Annotated in this window: 15 protein-coding genes; 5 read left to right on the top strand and 10 right to left on the bottom strand. The window is 49.0% G+C overall.

Translation table 11 applies throughout. The features are described 5' to 3' along the window. Positions 1-55: 55 nt before the first annotated feature. Positions 56-1,810 (bottom strand): sensor histidine kinase, encoded by a 1,755-nt coding sequence (locus tag AC1DF0_RS25680; RefSeq protein ID WP_477576047.1) that lies wholly within the window; start codon positions 1,808-1,810, stop codon positions 56-58. A gap of 375 nt (positions 1,811-2,185) precedes the next feature. Here AC1DF0_RS25680 and AC1DF0_RS25675 point away from each other — a divergent pair, with 375 nt between their 5' ends. Next, complete coding sequence (locus AC1DF0_RS25675; RefSeq protein WP_477576045.1) at positions 2,186-3,796, top strand: catalase; 1,611 nt, start codon at positions 2,186-2,188, stop codon at positions 3,794-3,796. 127 nt (positions 3,797-3,923) lie between these two features. Then, positions 3,924-4,394 carry a PTS sugar transporter subunit IIA gene (locus tag AC1DF0_RS25670; protein WP_442053034.1) on the top strand — a complete coding sequence of 157 codons (471 nt, stop codon included), beginning with the start codon at positions 3,924-3,926 and terminating at the stop codon, positions 4,392-4,394. 82 nt (positions 4,395-4,476) lie between these two features. Here AC1DF0_RS25670 and AC1DF0_RS25665 read toward each other — a convergent pair whose 3' ends face one another. Further along, positions 4,477-4,959 (bottom strand): collagen-like protein, encoded by a 483-nt coding sequence (locus AC1DF0_RS25665; protein ID WP_477576043.1) that lies wholly within the window; start codon positions 4,957-4,959, stop codon positions 4,477-4,479. Positions 4,960-5,635: 676 nt separating this feature from the next. Next, positions 5,636-5,860 carry a helix-turn-helix domain-containing protein gene (locus AC1DF0_RS25660; protein ID WP_006040330.1) on the bottom strand — a complete coding sequence of 75 codons (225 nt, stop codon included), beginning with the start codon at positions 5,858-5,860 and terminating at the stop codon, positions 5,636-5,638. A gap of 247 nt (positions 5,861-6,107) precedes the next feature. Here AC1DF0_RS25660 and AC1DF0_RS25655 point away from each other — a divergent pair, with 247 nt between their 5' ends. Then, the gene (locus AC1DF0_RS25655; RefSeq protein ID WP_477576041.1) at positions 6,108-7,256 is read left to right on the top strand and encodes a glycosyltransferase family 2 protein; all 1,149 of its coding nucleotides are present in this window, start codon (positions 6,108-6,110) and stop codon (positions 7,254-7,256) included. A gap of 51 nt (positions 7,257-7,307) precedes the next feature. Here the strand turns inward: AC1DF0_RS25655 and AC1DF0_RS25650 are convergent, their stop codons facing one another. Then, on the bottom strand, positions 7,308-8,051 hold the full coding sequence (locus tag AC1DF0_RS25650; RefSeq protein WP_477576117.1) for a sulfotransferase: 744 nt from the start codon (positions 8,049-8,051) through the stop codon (positions 7,308-7,310). 210 nt (positions 8,052-8,261) lie between these two features. Here AC1DF0_RS25650 and AC1DF0_RS25645 point away from each other — a divergent pair, with 210 nt between their 5' ends. Continuing rightward, positions 8,262-9,059, top strand: a complete 798-nt coding sequence (locus tag AC1DF0_RS25645) for a sulfotransferase domain-containing protein (RefSeq protein WP_477576039.1) — start codon at positions 8,262-8,264, stop codon at positions 9,057-9,059. A gap of 21 nt (positions 9,060-9,080) precedes the next feature. Here the strand turns inward: AC1DF0_RS25645 and AC1DF0_RS25640 are convergent, their stop codons facing one another. Genes AC1DF0_RS25640 through AC1DF0_RS25615 form a run of 6 tightly spaced genes read right to left on the bottom strand, consistent with a single transcriptional unit; the run spans position 9,081 to position 15,150 of the window. Beyond that, positions 9,081-10,202 carry a glycosyltransferase family 2 protein gene (locus AC1DF0_RS25640; protein ID WP_477576037.1) on the bottom strand — a complete coding sequence of 374 codons (1,122 nt, stop codon included), beginning with the start codon at positions 10,200-10,202 and terminating at the stop codon, positions 9,081-9,083. Positions 10,203-10,204: 2 nt separating this feature from the next. Continuing rightward, entirely contained in the window at positions 10,205-11,185 is a 981-nt protein-coding gene (locus tag AC1DF0_RS25635; protein WP_477576035.1) for a DUF1647 domain-containing protein, read from the bottom strand. Positions 11,186-11,204: 19 nt separating this feature from the next. Beyond that, the gene (locus AC1DF0_RS25630; protein ID WP_477576033.1) at positions 11,205-12,122 is read right to left on the bottom strand and encodes an NAD-dependent epimerase/dehydratase family protein; all 918 of its coding nucleotides are present in this window, start codon (positions 12,120-12,122) and stop codon (positions 11,205-11,207) included. Then, positions 12,119-13,210 (bottom strand): CDP-glucose 4,6-dehydratase, encoded by a 1,092-nt coding sequence (gene rfbG, locus AC1DF0_RS25625; protein WP_477576115.1) that lies wholly within the window; start codon positions 13,208-13,210, stop codon positions 12,119-12,121. The genes AC1DF0_RS25630 and rfbG overlap by 4 nt, the downstream gene beginning before the upstream one ends. A gap of 5 nt (positions 13,211-13,215) precedes the next feature. Next, positions 13,216-13,989 carry a glucose-1-phosphate cytidylyltransferase gene (gene rfbF, locus AC1DF0_RS25620; protein ID WP_442052955.1) on the bottom strand — a complete coding sequence of 258 codons (774 nt, stop codon included), beginning with the start codon at positions 13,987-13,989 and terminating at the stop codon, positions 13,216-13,218. Between the two features lie 54 nt (positions 13,990-14,043). Further along, entirely contained in the window at positions 14,044-15,150 is a 1,107-nt protein-coding gene (locus AC1DF0_RS25615; RefSeq protein ID WP_442052953.1) for a polysaccharide biosynthesis C-terminal domain-containing protein, read from the bottom strand. 216 nt (positions 15,151-15,366) lie between these two features. On the opposite strand from AC1DF0_RS25615, the gene AC1DF0_RS25610 reads away from it, so the two are divergent. Next, on the top strand, positions 15,367-16,536 hold the full coding sequence (locus tag AC1DF0_RS25610) for a glycosyltransferase (protein WP_477576031.1): 1,170 nt from the start codon (positions 15,367-15,369) through the stop codon (positions 16,534-16,536). Position 16,537: the final 1 nt, after the last annotated feature.

The raw sequence follows: 16,537 nt of genomic DNA, 5'->3' as shown, positions 1-16,537 counted from the left end.
ACAAAAATAAGCCAATCCGACGAATCATACTCGTCGAATTGGCTTATTAGTAGCGTTAAATAGGAATGATAACTGAAAACGTAATCCAATTATTAGGTTCGGCAGTTATTTTCACCGATCCCTTATATTTGTCTGTAATCGACTTCACGATCGACAGGCCGAGACCTTGATGTTCATCCTGCTTCGTCGAATAACCAGCCTCCATAAGCGGCTTCGTTATGACTCTCGGCGCATCTGAGCAAATATTGCTGATCGTCAGCTCCAACTCGCAATCAGTCTGATTGCCGACCAAATTGACGATTCGCTGCTCATCCGGGTACTTGAGCACTTCATCGAAGGCGTTATCGATAAGATTGCCGAGTATACGATTCACATCCAGCGTCTTAGCTCCCATCTCCTGCATATTCAATCCGCTGAATGAGCAAGCGAACTGAATTTTGTGGCTCTCTGCCTGCGAGATCTTCGAGCGGATGAGCGCCGCAATAGCCGGGTTGCCGATATTAATAATATCGTTCATTAAGCGAATTTCGCCGGTTAGCTCCTTCGTATAGGCAGCAAGTTCCCTCGTCTTTCTTAATTCGGCTAAGGAGTGGATCGTCTGTACGTGATTGAGGAAATCATGCCTTTGGGCACGAATCGAATGGAACATTTGGTTAATTTCATCAATATAGGTTTCCTGCGTAACACGAACCGCCTTGTCGCGAGACTGTCTGAAATAACGCATGGCTACAAAGGCAATGAGCAAACTAAAGCCCGTAAGAATGATAATAATAAGTCCAAGATTTAGAAACTGCTTGTCGAGCTGCTTCTGAACAACATTGTAGTCGGATACGAGACTGAGCACATAGCTGTTCATCGGAACGCCGTTCTCATCCGTAATGCTCATGCCCTTATCCGTTACATCGACGGGAATGAACATTTTGAATACATGCTTGCCGTTTATCTTTTCTTTCAACGTTACCATTTGCTTCGACATATACGCATGTCTTACGAGCTCAACATCCTTCTTCGACTTAAACGTATAATTGCCGTAGAAAATCGGCCGCTGCACTTGATGCTCCTGCACATCGCCATTAGGATGAATCGTTTGATTGCCGTCTGGGAACATTTCCGGATTAATAAAAGCAATTTCGAGCAAATCGTCGTTATGCTTGACCGAATTCTCGATCATTCGATCGACACCCGTCATCTTCTCGAATTGATCCAACAGCTCATAGCTGACATACGGGTCAACGATGTAATTGGAAGCTCCGTCGAAATAATAGCCCCATTTATAAATTTTGCTGACGTCAGTGGAAGATACTTCAAAGGGCCCGCTCCAGAAATTAGTCAGCGTTTGACCTAACCAATCAACCTTCACTTCCTTATTGTCGAAAAGCTGATTGAAGGCGGTGTACCAAGGATCCCATGATTTCGTGCTCTTGCCAAGCTGGGTTGGGTCGGATGATTTGTACAGTATAATGTCGTCAGGCTCTCGCTTGAGCAGTGTGATGTGGCTAAGATCAAGCTTGTCTCTCAGCTCCGCTAGCTGCTCGTTCGTCACATTCTCAACATCCGGATCAAGCGCGTATTGCGTTGCGATCGAAGCAGTGCGCAGCTCACGACCGATTTGATTTTGGTATAGCTCCGCGCCGAGCCTTGATTGCTCGAGAGATATCTCAAGCTGCTTCGCCAGTGCCAACATTTCATGATTCAACGACTCTTCCAGCGTCTTCTTCGTCAAAAAATAATAGACCGTATTATTGATTAAAATAAGAATGACGATAATGCTAACCGCCATTAGCCAAATGTTGCGCTGCATCCCCTGCATCTTGCCCTTCTGTATATTATAGCTCTCATTATGTCTCATGATCGCTTAATGGACAATCCAACTCTTTTTGACAATTGAGTAATGGCAAAAACCTTAAGAAAAAAGAGCAAAATCTTTAGCCTTTAGCCATGTAAACTTTCATTACAATACGGAACAATATTCCTAGCAACATAACAAAACGTGCAAATTTTATGAAATTTTAACCTGAAAAGCGTGAATATGCGTATGTATTGGTTCTATCATACCATATAATTCATATTTTTTGAGCAAATTGATCTATATTGTCCCATTCTTTTTTATATGAATAAAAATATTTATGCCGCTTCATACTAAAGCAAGGATCCACATGATTCCAATATGGAGGGTAGCTGTGCTATGAGTACAAATGAAACGAATGACAATAAAGGCAGCGTAGCTCCCGGTGAGTCGGAGCAAACGTTAACGAATCGCCAAGGCCATCCGATAACCGACAACCAAAATATTAGAACGATTGGCAACCGTGGCCCATCCACACTCGAAAACTACCATTTTATCGAGAAAATATCGCACTTCGACCGCGAACGCGTGCCTGAGCGGGTCGTTCATGCCAGAGGCGCCGGCGCTCACGGCTACTTCGAAGCCTACGGCAAGCTTGGCGATGAACCGATTGCCAAATATACGCGCGCGAAGTTATTCCAGACGGCAGGCAAGCAAACACCGGTGTTCGTGCGCTTCTCCAGCGTTATTCACGGCGGCCATTCTCCGGAAACGCTGCGCGATCCGCGCGGTTTCGCAACGAAGTTCTACACCGAAGACGGCAACTGGGATCTAGTAGGGAACAACCTCAAAATCTTCTTCATTCGCGATGCGATGAAGTTTCCGGATATGGTTCACGCCTTTAAGCCCGATCCGGTAACGAATGTGCAGAGCATGGGGCGATTCTTCGACTTTGTCTCGCAGACGCCAGAAGCTACACATATGATTACGTTCCTCTTCTCTCCTTGGGGTATACCGGCTAACTATCGCCAGATGCAAGGCTCCGGCGTCAATACATATAAGTGGGTGAATGCGGAGGGCAACGCCGTTCTCGTCAAATACCATTGGGAGCCCCTTCAAGGCATTCGCAACCTGACCCAAGACGAGGCAGAGAAGCTGCAAGCCAAAAACTTCAATCATGCCACACAGGATTTGTATGAAGCGATTGAACAAGGCAAATATCCGGAGTGGGAGCTTCAAGTACAGTGGATGAGCGACGATGCTCATGAAGAGCTGGACTTCGATCCGCTTGACGATACGAAGCTGTGGCCGCCAGAGCAATTCCCTATGCTGCCCGTCGGCAAAATGGTTCTGAACAAAAACCCGGAAAACTATTTCGCCGAGGTCGAGCAAGCTGCCTTCGGAACAGGCGTCCTCGTTGACGGACTCGACTTCTCCGATGACAAAATGTTGCAAGGTCGTACCCTTTCCTATTCCGATACACAGCGTTACCGGGTAGGCAGCAATTACTTGCAGTTGCCGATTAATGCGCCAAAGAAACGGGTGGCGACCAATCAGCGCGACGGCCAAATGGCGTTCTACGTCGATATAGCACCTGGTCAAAATCCGCATGTCAACTATGAGCCATCATCGCTCGGCGGACTGCAAGAGGCAGACCGCCCCGGCGCCCCATATGAGCCGTTCTACTCGGACAAACTTACGAGGGCGACGATCGACCGCCAGAACAACTTCAAGCAGGCAGGGGATACGTACCGCCAGTTCAGCCAGCTTGAGCGCGATGACCTAATCGCTAACCTGGTAGATGCATTAAGCAACTGCACGCCGTACATTCAAGAGAAAATGATCAGCCATTTCACCGAAGCGGATGCCGATTATGGCGCTCGCGTCGCTGATGGCTTGAAGCAAGCGAATGCGAATGGACAAGGCGCTTCCGGCCATGTCGGCACGCATCCAGCGAACGAAGGTATGGAAATAGCGGAAGAGCTGGGCGAGCAAACGGACGGATACTGAGTCGAAGTAACGATAGGATACAAAATGAGCCATGCAGAGACATCTGTCGCTTCAGCGGCAGCAAACCCACTCTCACATGGCTTATTTAATAGCGCTTTTTAAATTTTCCCAAGGAGTATCTTACGATATGCTAACTAAGCTATTTGGCAAGAGCAAGCATACAAAGGTCGACATCGCTTCTCCCCTATCAGGTGAGATTCTAGCGGGACCCCGCGAGGATGCGCTCGCCATCAACCCGGAGAGCGGACAAATCGTCGCACCTTTCTATGGCACCGTATCGCATATTGCCGATACCAGCCACTCCATTGTCGTCGAGCACGCATCAGGCTTAAGACTCCAGATCGATATCGGCGTTCGTACCGGCGAGCTTGGCGGCGATGGTTTTATGTCTCATGTTCGAGCTGGAGATACGTTCCGAGCAGGCGAAACGCTCATTGACTTCGACATTGATGCGATTGTTGCATCCGGCTATTCGCCGGTTACATCCGTTGCGATCGAGAACGAAGAGCTGATCAAGACCGTCGAACAGCTGGTTACGGACGGCAACGTCTCATCTGGCCATGAAATTATTTTGCGCGCCGAGTTGAATGGGCATTAATCTTTTGAGAATAGCCTGTTCATTAACCTGCGCAGTCCACAAATCAAAGACAGCATATCGCTATGCTGTCTCGTTGACTTTATTAAGCTATTTTTTGGATTACAATCGAAGCACTAACGGTTGGTGCACTATTCGGCCCAGTCAAATTACCTTGGAGAACTACCGTACCCGTTTGGTCAATGCGATTAAGTGTCAACACTCCGCCTGCGGATAATTGAGCCACGACTTGACCTTGGTAAGGATTGTTGCCAGCTGCTGATCCATAGTTGCTGCAAGGAACTAGCGTTGCTGCGCCAGGACCTGCGCCATCGGCATCGAACCACAGGCCGAACGCCGAATTGCCCTCCATTGGGTAAACTTCCCAACTAATATGATAGAAGCCGTTCTCGATAATATTCAGGCTAGATGGAGCAGTGAAAGTAATTGCAGTTCCAACTACAATCGGTGGATTCTCGAACGTAACAGCTCCGCCTTGTGCGCCAGCGGCAGGAGCAGCATCAACCTCCTGGTCTACATCACTGCACACGAAAGCGAACGCGGATATGCCTCCCGGAGGGCCTTGCATCCCCGGGACGCCCTGAATGCCTTGAGGTCCTTGAACGCCTGGAGTGCCCGGAGTGCCAGGAGTGCCTTGAGGGCCCGTGAGCCCCGTATTTCCTTGAGGACCTTGCGCACCTTGTGGTCCTTGCGGCCCTGGAACAGGACGAACTCTAACAATAGGAGCTGGACAAGTTACTTTTACGACTTTCTTTTTCAAAACAATATTTTTATGACATTTCGGTTTACATTTAGGTTTAACAATCGGTTTCCACTTCGGCTTACAATTAGGTTTAAACTCCGGTTTCCACTCTGGTTTAAATGCTGGCTTCCACTTCGGCTCACACTTAGAAACTACTCTCTTATGAGACCTTTTGTTCACAAACTTATACAATATATACACCTCCTATGGATTTGTATATATTACTCATAGCCTATCAAAGATGATCGTATATTAACCCACCTGCTGCTAGACTTTAGTCTATTTATTACAAAATCAGGCGTTTGCCGATTGAAATTGATAGATTCGGGGACAAGCGGCTGCAACAAAAAACTTACTCTCATGGTCGCTACCCTTCAAAGCTTGTCTCCTCGCCACGCAAAACAAAGACAGCATATCGCTATGCTGCCTCATTGACTTTCTCTATAAGCATGTAGAAAGGGCGAGAAGCCCTGACAAACGAGAATGGAGAGAGCTTACTATGTTAAATTTGTAACTCCCCAAGCTTAATCAGCTCGACAACCGCTTGCGAACGACCTTTTACATTTAATTTTTGCATGACATTCGAAATATGGTTGCGGACGGTTTTCTCGCTGATGAATAATTGCTGTGCAATATCCCTCGTTGTCTTATCCTGTACCAACAGCTCGAATACCTCGCGTTCACGATGCGTCAATAAAAACTTGCTCTTATGGTCGCTACCCTTCAATGTTTGTCACCCCTCCTTGCTCGGGTTTTTATGGTTTAACAAGGTTAAGGGATACAGTCAACTTATCTTATGAATGGTGGGTCTTATTGGTGCGGCAATCAAATAAAATGGGCGGTCGGCATTCCAAGGCATTTGGAGTGGAAAAGAAGTACCAAGGCTAGCGGCCGTAATGGGAGAATGCCGTGTCATAGAAGAAGCTACCGAATATACTATGCTATCAAAAGATACGAGGGAGTGCTTCTTCATTATGGCTGATGTTGGGATAGTCATGCCTGTATACACGCAGGACAGTATGCTGTTCAGGCAAGCAATACGCTCCATTCTTAAACAAACCTATCGGAACATAAAGCTCATTATCGTCATTGACGGCGTTACGCCCAACGTGCTGCGGATTGCAAGAAACTTTGCACGAAGAGATGCTAGAGTTCAAGTTATCCCGAGACCCCAGAACCAAGGTACGGACACGGCGCTTAATGTCGGCTTCAACGTCTTGAAACAGATGCGCAGCATCAAATATTTGACATGGGTATCCAGCGATAACTACTATTACCCCAATTGCATCCGCATCCTCCGCCGAAACTTGAAGAACGCGCCTCCGAATGTCGGCTTCGTTCACTCCAGCTTTCGCTTCGTCATGCATTACCAAAGAGTTCCCGTCGACGTCGAGAAAATGAAAGGGTATATCCAGTGGCAAAGCCAGCAAACGAAAGAGAAGCTGCTCGAAACCTATTTTATCGGTTACGCGTTCCTCTACAAGAAAAGTTATGCCAAGCAGGTTGGCGAGTACCGTTATACTCCCGTCGAGGATTACGATTATTTCCTGCGGCTAACCGAAGTATCCGATATGATATTTGTGCCGCGAATTCTGATGGACTTCCGAGTCCGGTCGCCCCATAGCAACTCCCTCGAATTGCGCAATTCGAAGAAAAAATACTACTTGAAGCGATACCTGCTTAACCTATGCGTGCAAGAAGCTCGGGCAAGACGTAATATTCCTTATGAAACAAGCGTTATCTTCCCGGTCCAGGACGCCTCCGAAGAAACGCTGCATCGCCTCGACAGCTTGTTGGAGCAGGTTTATTTGAACCAAAAAATTTATCTTCTCGATTTAACGCCGGACACAAGCGCCATGCCCGTGCTCGGGGAGATGCCCGATCCCCGTATTGATTACATCGCGTACCCTGGTTTATCGTATGTCGAGGCAATCAATCGCGGACTAGAGCTTGTGCAGACGCCTTATGTTGTATTCTACGGCCGAGGCGATTACTCCGCCGAAATCGACTATTTCGAAGAAACGATCAAGCAAATCCGCCAAATGGTCCATGTTCCGTATGCCCGCCCCATTCAATCGCTTGCCGAAATATCCTTCCAGACGTTTTACCGAAATTCGCGATAGCGCGTAACGACGGAAAGGCCGCCCCCAAGGGGCGGCCTTTCCGTCCATCTGCTACAAGTAACCGAGCAATTTCATATTCCTTCGGCACACTCGCCTAATGACGGCAGCCTGCTTCGGCGTTATCGTTTTTTTGCGCACCGAGCCGCGAATCTTCTGCGCGAGCACCCCGTCAAGCTCTTCTTTCGTAATTTGAGCCAGCTCCGTCAACCGGCCAACGGTACCCGTTTCCTTGGCAATCAGCTTCTCGTATTGAATAAATACGGCTTGCGGATTGCTTCTCGACATGGCCAAATAATCGTTCACGTTGTTGTTCCACTGCCTGGCGAATTGAAGCGCGCCGCTGTATTCTCCCCATGATTTCGGATAGCTCTCCCATGCCTTCAGCGGATTGCGGACGAGCAGGAGCAGCTTCGCCTCGGGATAACATTTTTGCAGTATCGTCAGTTCCTTGGCGCCGTAACGGACTTCCTTGAAGCCGATCATATCATGGCCTTCTTTGTTTTGTTGATAAAGCTGATCCAAGAATGTCCGCACCGACGAAATCGTCGCATTCTCAATGAACTCTGGCGACGGCGTCATTAAGGCTAGCCATTGGTTCGGATTTTCTCCGCTTTGGAAGTAAGCTTGCCGGCTCGACTTCCCTTTCTCCGATAACGTCTGCACTTTCTGGTATATCGCGTGAAACTGGCTTAGAACGCCCAGATGCTCTCCCCAAATCAATGTCTGCGGCCTCGCATTCAGTATGCGCTGCACGAGCGTGGATCCCGATCGATGCGTAGCCGCCGATAATATCACGTTCAATTCCGCTGTCTCCTCTCCTACATGTTTATGCTTGTTCTACAGACATATTATGCAGATGAAATGCCCCGGGAAACGGCGCAGTCGCCGCTTCCGTGTTCAACGCCTCACTTTAACGAAAATGGACGGCATGACGAGCACCGAACGTCAAATCTAGCATTTAATAAATAATAGATTGCGATATGAATCAAAGAGGAGGTTCATTCTATGAGTAGCGATCAAAATGCCAACAACAACTTTTCTTCGGATAATGTCGTCATGCTCGTTTCCTATCCGAAATCGGGCAACACCTGGGTAAGATTCCTGCTCTCATCCTTATTGTTCGATCAGGCGACGGATTGGACCAACTTCCACAGGACGACCACGTCTATTTATTATCCGGATTTTAACCTGGAGAAAGCCAGTCAAAGCAGTCATCCCTATATTGTAAAAAGCCATTCCGAATTCGACGGCAGATACGCAAAAGTGATTTATATCGTTCGGGATGTCCGCGATGTGGCTATCTCGTTCTATTTCTATCATAAGAAAACCGTTCCGGAATACGATTTAAGCTTTGATCAATTTCTGCAGCATTTCTGCGCAGGCGGAATATGGCCAGGCAATTGGGACGAGCACGTGAACGGTTGGCTTAACCGCAAGGATGAGATCAAGAACGGCGTTCTTATCATTAAATACGAAGACCTTCACTCGCATACCGGCAGGACAATGAGGAAAATCATGAAGTTTCTCGGCATCAAAAAAAGCGCATTAGACATCTACCGCGCCATTCGTTGGTCTTCGTTCGACAATATGAAGAAGCTGGAGCTTGCCCAACAGGATCAGTGGGAAGAATATAAGGATACGAATAAAAATATCGCTTTTATGCGCAAAGGAATCGTTCATGAATGGAAGCAGCGATTGACGAACGAACAAATGAAAATGCTAACGGTTCGCTACGGGMAGACGCTGCAAGATCTTGGATACGAAAGCGACATGCCCGCAGACGATGAGGATAGCCGCTCCTGACAGGAAGCGGCTTGTTGCGAATTATACTGCTGCAAGAGCGGCTGACATATAAAGCTGGTTGTTGGCCATTTGATCTACCCTTGCCATATACGGCATAGATCGCAGGTTGGCTGCCATGTTCTCCAAATATCCCGCTTCCAAAGTCGCTCCATCCAGCGAATAGAACAGCACGAACGGAGTAATCGCATAGTTGATGGCCGCTTGCCGTACCTCGTGTTCGCCGGCCGACGGGATGGACACGTAATCGATTCTAGCATCCGGAATCAGTCTTAAAGCTTGAGCCGCGCTTCCATCAGGAGAAGTATCGATCAAGTAAATCCGGTAGTTGGAATAATTCTGATTCAGCAGCTCTTCCAGCCTATTGACCATTTGTTCGGAAAAGCCGTTCACCGAATAGATGATGCTCGTCTCGGGAGCGATTCCTCGCCTCATTCGCGCAAGATGTTTGACTAGTTGATATTTGTAACGATTGTACCGGAATGAAGCAGGGTCGGTCTTAATCTTCAACGAATTGCTGAGAGGAGCGAACATCCGGTACGTGACCAAAGCCCTCGGCACATACTTAATGCTGCAATGTTCCGCCAACTTCAGCCAGAAATCGTAGTCCTCGACTGGTGTATGCTCATATACGCCGGCCATTGCCGCATACTTCTTCTTGTACATGAACGATCCGTAGATGAAGTTATAGTCGAGCAGCTTCTCCTTTGGCTGATTCTGCCAAGTATTCGTATATGCAAGAAACTGGCCTGTTCCTTGAATGAGTTTCATGCTGCTATAGACCAACCCTACATGATCCGGGCTAAGCCGTAAATTTCTTCTGAGCACTTTAATGAAATTGTTATGGTAGATGTTATCACTGGCAACCCAAGTCAAGTACCGGATGCCCGGAACTCGGTTTAAATAGTCGAAACCGACGTTCAGGGCATGCTCGGTGCCTCTATTTTGCGCGTAGGCAATGACGTGAATCCGCTTATCCCGTCTCGCCTCCATGCGCACGACTTGCTGCACCGCTGGGGTAACCCCGTCAATGACGATGACAAGCCTATAATTCCGGTATAGCTGGTTACGGATCGAACGAATGGCGGCGCGCAGATAATCTCTTCTTTGCACGTATACCGGAAGAACGATTCCTACATCGGGCACGGTTATTTCCTCCTCAAAAAGAACATGTTCGATTTCGCATAAGGATTTTTCACTTTGGGGAAAAGGCGAGTACGGTATCTGAATTTATGCCTTGCTTTCAGCATGACCGACCTGCCGGAATGGAAAAACGAATAGCTCCAAGGCAATTGATAATAGCCTCTCAGCGGGCTAATCTCATGCAGATACCCGTTGACGAGCATGACCGTTGCATCGTTGATCGGCGCTTTCTCGTACCCTTCCTGCAAGAAGCTTACGTAATCAGGATTCCTAAGGACGCTGGAGTAATGAAACACTTTGAGCGGCTGGCTGTTCACAAGAAACGTGCCCGTATCCGAAATGCTAATGATGCGCTCATTCAAATTCCAAGGCCCCACGTTATAGCCTGGATGCGGAAATATATAGCCGCCGAACAATTGTGGCACGTAATCGAGCCACTTCTGGTCCGCATTAAGCCCTTTATCAACATCCAAATAACAACTTGTATCCAGCTTATGAGCCCACCACTTTAGAAAACGATTGGCTGCAGGCGATTTGCGCAAGGCGAACAAACCTGCATTGAATACTCCGTGACGGATAACGGCCGGCTTCGGTTGGAAGTTATGCGGCGTTAGGATGATCGGATAATAGTCCAATGCGTCGAGAAGTTCTGAAATATCGCCGTACAGCATCAGATCCGTATCCGTGTAAACATACTTGCTCTCTTGCGGAAACCGATTAAAGGCATATTGCATCAATCTCGCCTTGCAAGAGCACGGACCTTCAATTTCGCTATGCTTGAAAATATGGCGGTAGAATTGGGGAAAGCCGAGGTTTTTAGCCAATACGACATCGTCGAAAAGCGACATATAAGGCGCCAGCACGGATTTGTTTTCTTCTACCAGACATAATACTATTTTCGCTCCGGGATAATATTTTTTAATGGAGCATGCCATCATAACGGCTAACCCAAGATGGTTATTCGTCGTAACGCTGCAAAAAATCATATGCTCTCTCCTATCTACTCTATTCTTGATCGCGGACGGCAGCGCGAAGGCATAACGCAAGTCCCTTCTCGATCGGGGTGGCCGCTTGCCAGTCAGGCAGCAGGATCCCTTTGCTCCAGGGCACCATGATCTCCCGGCTGCGATAGCCGCGCTCCCCCCACCCGATTGGCAGCTTTGTCCGCGTAACGTCTTCCAGCTTCGCTACCAGCTCTCTCAACGTGAGAGGCTTGCCGGTCGCGACAACGAACCGCTCCCTCTTCGCCGCGCGCCCGTCCAGCAATCTAGCCGCCGCCGCTGCATAAGCGTCCACGATGTCTTCAATATAGACCAAATCAAGCAGCTGCTCGCCTGGCGACATCGCAAGTTTACTGCCGCTATGATAAGCGGCGATAAGCAGAGGGACGATTTTGGGACGCGGATCGTCTGGCCCGTAACTGTCGTACAGCTCAAGCGTTGTGCAGCATAACGATGCCGTTTCCGTGTAATAAACGAGAATATCGTCAAAAGCTTGTTTCGTAGCCGCGTATAGGCTTTGCGGATTGTACGCTTCGTTATCGTAGTGCTGCGAGTACGTGCCCGTATTGACGAGATACGGAACGCCATGCTTCGTCATGGCCTCTGCAAGCTGTGTTCCGAATAGGATATTGCTCTGCAGCATCGGCTCTAAGTTCTTCAGGTCATGCGTGACGGTAGCGAGCGAGGCCAGATGCACGACAATGTCGATATGCGACTCCGCGAACAGTTTGAGCAGGCTGGCCGTCGTTCCGTCATAAGGATGAACGTGGACGGCTCCTTGCGCAGCGCCTAACGAATCGAGCTTCGATTGCGGCCGTGCAACGATGTGAACGCGATATCCGGATTGCACCAGCCGTCTCGCCAGACGGGAACCGATGTAACCGGTCGCGCCCGTCAGCAAGAAGGAAGGCTGCTCGTTCATGGCAATCGCCTGTTTCTGTCCAGCATCTCGTATTCGTGAATTTGCTCCAGGCATAGTTCCGTAACATTCTCTAAACCCTGGTACCGCTTATGCCACTCTACGATCTTGCCGACTGCCTCCGACAGGTCCCATTTCGGCTTCCACCCCAATATCGTCTTGGCTTTGGAGCAATCAAGTTTAAGCAAGGTCGCTTCGTGGGGCTGAGGCTGCACTTCGAATTGAAGATCTACTCCTTCCCCCCATTTCTCGCCAAGCTGGCCGACGACCCACTCAACGGGTTGAACGGAGTCATCGTCGGGTCCGAAGTTCCATGATCCGCTGTAGCGGGAGCCCTCTATCGCCAGCTTCTCAGCCAGCCGCATATATCCGCTAAGCGGCTCCAGTACGTGCTGCCAAGGACGAACGGCATGCCGGTTGCGAAGCGTGATCGCCTCGCCTGCATCGATGGCGCGCAGAACGTCCGGGATAAGCCTGTCGCTCGCCCAATCGCCTCCGCCGATTACATTGCCCGCTCTGGCTGTTGCTATCGCCGTGCCGCCGCGATTCTTGAAGAAGGAATTCCAATAGCTGTTCGTCACGAGCTCCGAGCAAGCCTTGCTGTTGGAATATGGATCATAGCCGCCGAGAACGTCGGTCTCCCGATAGCCCCATATCCATTCCTTGTTCTCGTAGCATTTGTCCGTCGTCACGTTCACGACTGCCTTGACAGGCTTGCCGGCGTCGCTCAATTGCTTCACCGAATCAAGCAGATAAACGGTGCCAAGCACGTTCACTTCATACGTCTCTACGGGAAGATTGTACGATTCGCGCACAAGCGGCTGAGCGGCCATATGGAACACAATATCCGGCTCGGCCGAGAACAATGCCTCGCGCAGCTTCGTCCTGTCTCTTATATCCCCTATAACGGAATGGATCCGCGAATCGAGACGGCTTAAACGAAACAAGGAAGGCGTCGTAGGTGCATCCAGCGCATATCCCGTCACTTTAGCGCCTAGCGAGTCTAGCCAGATACTGAGCCACGAACCCTTGAAGCCCGTATGTCCGGTAATAAATACTTTTTTCCCATTCCAGAAGTTTGCTCCATTCATCGCAATCACCATTTGCTCCATGGCGCTTTTTTGTTTTTGCACAGCTCATCCAAATACGTTTTGTCCCTGAGCGTATCCATTGGATGCCAGAAGCCTGCGTGCGGATAAGCCATCAGATTTCCTTCTGCCGCCAGCCTTTCGAGCGTCTCCCGCTCCAGAATGGAGTGATCGCCTTCAATGTAATCCAGAACCTCTGGCTGCATAACGAAGAAGCCCGCATTAATCCACCCGCCGTCACCTTTCATTTTCTCGGTAAAGCCCTCTACCTTTTGCTTCCCGTCAATCTTCAAGGAACCGAACCGTCCCGGAGGCTGCACCGCTGTTACCGTTGCCGCTTTGCCATGTTCCTGATGATAGCGCACCAGCTCGCTGATGTTGATATCCGCCACGCCGTCGCCGTAGGTCAGCATGAAGGGCTCGTCGCCGATATAGTCTTTGACCCGCTTCACCCTTCCACCGGTCAACGTATCCTTGCCCGTCTCTACGAGCGTAACCCGCCATGGCTCGGCAACGTAATGATGCGTCTTCATGAGTCCTTCATTGCTGAAATCGAAAGTGACGTCCGAGTTGTGAAGCGCGTAATTGGCGAAATATTGCTTGATCTTGTCTCCCTTGTATCCTAGGCAAACAATGAAATCATTGAATCCGTATGAGGAATAGATTTTGAGAATATGCCATAGTATCGGTTTGCCGCCGATCTCGATCATCGGCTTGGGCGTCAATACGGATTCTTCGCTAATTCTCGTACCGTAGCCGCCCGCAAGGATAACTACCTTCATATTCGTAACGGGAGCCTGCTCAGTCATTGTTGTTCCCTCCTGTTGTTCAAGCGGCTACACCTTGCTTGGATACGTGTCCGGCCTATCCGCTTGAAAGATTTCATTTGCCCAAAACAATACGATCAGCTCTTCCTCCGAGGCGTTCTCGATCGAATGCGTATATCCGGGAGGAATGTCGAGAACGACTCTCTTGTCTTCCGATAGTTCATAGGAGAATACGGACTCCTCAAAAATATGCCTGAATTTTACGATCGCCTTGCCCTTGATGACGCAGAACTTCTCCACTTTCGAATTGTGGTAATGATGCCCCCGCTCTACTCCTCTAAAGGATGTGGAAACGAATATTTGTCCAGCGGCTTCGGATTTGATGACTTCGAATAAGCTGCCTCTATGGTCGTGGAAAGATTTGATTTCGTAGGAAAAGTCGTCTCGCGACAAGTAGGAAAGGTAGGTCGAATACAAATTTTTCGTCAAAGGATCGTTTAGAAGCGGTAGTATTCCTGTCTCGCGGAGTTGTTTAAATGCCGTTATTGTATGCGCCAGCTCTCCCAGCGTAACGGCAAAGGTAGGGGATATTGCGGAATAGGGGCCGTCGGCTCTCTCGTTCTCGCCTAGCAGCCCTATGAATCGGCTGACGACATCGTCGACATAAGCGAGCTCCAGTTGCTTGTTCGGATCGCTAATCGTAATGGGAAAACCTCTGGCAATATTGTGGCAGAACGTGGAGACGACCGAGTTGTAATTCGGCTTGCTCCATTTGCCGAATAGATTCGGCAGCCTGAAAATATAGATGGGCGCATCGGTTTCCTCCCCGAACCGAAGCAACGCATCTTCAGCTGCTTTTTTGCTTCTGCCGTAAGCATTCGCATTCGAAGCTTGAATCGTTGAAGCATAGACGACTTTTGGYGATCTATCGTGTTTTCGCAACAAGCGCGTGATCGCGTTCATTAATTCCTCATTCATATAAAAGTCGGCTTCCCGCTCTGTACGATTGATTCCTGCCAGATGATACACGACATCAGCCTTGACCAAGAGCTGCTCGAGCTCCTCGATGCTGTTTCCCCTTCCATAGGAATGGATCTGGACATCGCTCGACCGGCTAAGCCCTTCCAGCAGATTTCTCCCCAGAAATCCGTTTGCTCCAGTGACCAATACATTCACCTGGACATTCTCCTTTCCGTTATACTTGCATCCCCTATTGCTCTGCCCTAGTATATGTCGCATCGGCTAGATTGCGATTGATGCTAGAAAAATAAGGCTACTATCGGCTGGTTGAAAAACTATATTCAAAGAAATAGATCATAGCCGATAGCAGTCGGCAAAGACAGCGAATAACTTGGAGAATATCCATTAATTCGTCAGAGAGGAGGCAATTTCATGGCGGATGTAGGCATTGTTATGCCTGTATATAAGCAAAAAACGAGTTTTCTGCAGGCAGCCATTCGTTCCGTATTAAAACAGAGGTATAGAAACTTCAGACTTATTATCGTAATAGACGGTATAACTGCCAATGTGGTAAGAACGGTGCGTAGAGAGACTCGAAGAGATTCACGCGTGAAAGTAGTCTCGTATCGGGTCAATAGGGGCACAAGCCATGCGTTGAATACAGGCTTCGGCATGCTTATGGGTGATCCCGGCATTCAGTATCTTACTTGGGTATCCAGCGACAATATTTATTTTCCTCAATATGTCGGCACCTTGCGCCAAAGCCTCTTGGAAGCTCCCGAGCACGTAGGCTTCGCATACAGCAGCTGCTATCATATCAACAACCTTGGCAAAATCCTCCACTCTCCCGCCCGGCAGGTGCTGCTGCGCCAGTGGAGAGGACAGCCCATCGAGAACCTGATCGAATCTTGTTTTATCGGTGCCTCTTTCATGTATCGCGCCTCAGTGGCAAACGCTGTCGGCGAATATCGGTATACGCCCGTCGAGGATTACGATTACTGGCTTCGGCTTACAGAGCAGTGCGGCACGGTCTTCCTTCCCGTCGAATTGATGAAGTATCGCGTTCATTCCACCTTCAGCATGTCTAGAAAACTAGCAAGTTCAACCCTTCTATATCGAAGCAAACGATATATTTCCCAGCAGATTCGCCTGGAAGCCCGCCAAAGACGCCAAATTCCGCTAGAAACGACGATCATCCTCACGTACTCGGGCACTCCTAACCAGCTCGAAAGATTAAACCAGCTGCTAGAGCAGAGCTACTTCAATTTCCTCTGCATCGTCATCGATCAATCGCCGAATCAGGAGCTGCATCCACCCGTCGTAAAATTGCCGGATCCAAGAGTGCACTATATCAGCATGCCAATGGCCTCCGATCAAGACGTCTTCTTGAAAGCACGGGAACTAACGACATCTCCCTACTTGCTGTTTTACAGAGACGCTGCTCCGCTTCCGAAAGACTTCATGCGAAGCGCGGTCTGGTCGTTGTATGGCCAACTGCAATCCGGCTATGACGACCCTGCGAAGCCGTTGTTCAACCAGCTTCATCTGAGTGACCGTTTGTTCCAACTCATGGTTAACCATTTATATCCGGAGGCGGTATAAC

The organism is Paenibacillus sp. 05T425 (genome assembly GCF_056396205.1).
The sequence above is the reverse complement of the archived record's forward strand: the minus strand, read 5'-3'. Positions and strand labels throughout refer to the sequence as shown.

Excerpts from the sequence above, each read along its gene's own strand:
- rfbG (WP_477576115.1), bottom strand. The coding sequence starts at position 13,210 with ATGAATGGAGCAAACTTCTGGAATGGGAAAAAAGTATTTATTACCGGA.
- AC1DF0_RS25610 (WP_477576031.1), top strand. The coding sequence starts at position 15,367 with ATGGCGGATGTAGGCATTGTTATGCCTGTATATAAGCAAAAAACGAGT.
- AC1DF0_RS25670 (WP_442053034.1), top strand. The coding sequence starts at position 3,924 with ATGCTAACTAAGCTATTTGGCAAGAGCAAGCATACAAAGGTCGACATC.
- AC1DF0_RS25665 (WP_477576043.1), bottom strand. The coding sequence starts at position 4,959 with ATGCAAGGCCCTCCGGGAGGCATATCCGCGTTCGCTTTCGTGTGCAGT.
- AC1DF0_RS25630 (WP_477576033.1), bottom strand. The coding sequence starts at position 12,122 with ATGAACGAGCAGCCTTCCTTCTTGCTGACGGGCGCGACCGGTTACATC.
- AC1DF0_RS25655 (WP_477576041.1), top strand. The coding sequence starts at position 6,108 with ATGGCTGATGTTGGGATAGTCATGCCTGTATACACGCAGGACAGTATG.
- AC1DF0_RS25680 (WP_477576047.1), bottom strand. The coding sequence starts at position 1,810 with ATGCAGGGGATGCAGCGCAACATTTGGCTAATGGCGGTTAGCATTATC.
- AC1DF0_RS25635 (WP_477576035.1), bottom strand. The coding sequence starts at position 11,185 with ATGATTTTTTGCAGCGTTACGACGAATAACCATCTTGGGTTAGCCGTT.
- rfbF (WP_442052955.1), bottom strand. The coding sequence starts at position 13,989 with ATGAAGGTAGTTATCCTTGCGGGCGGCTACGGTACGAGAATTAGCGAA.
- AC1DF0_RS25675 (WP_477576045.1), top strand. The coding sequence starts at position 2,186 with ATGAGTACAAATGAAACGAATGACAATAAAGGCAGCGTAGCTCCCGGT.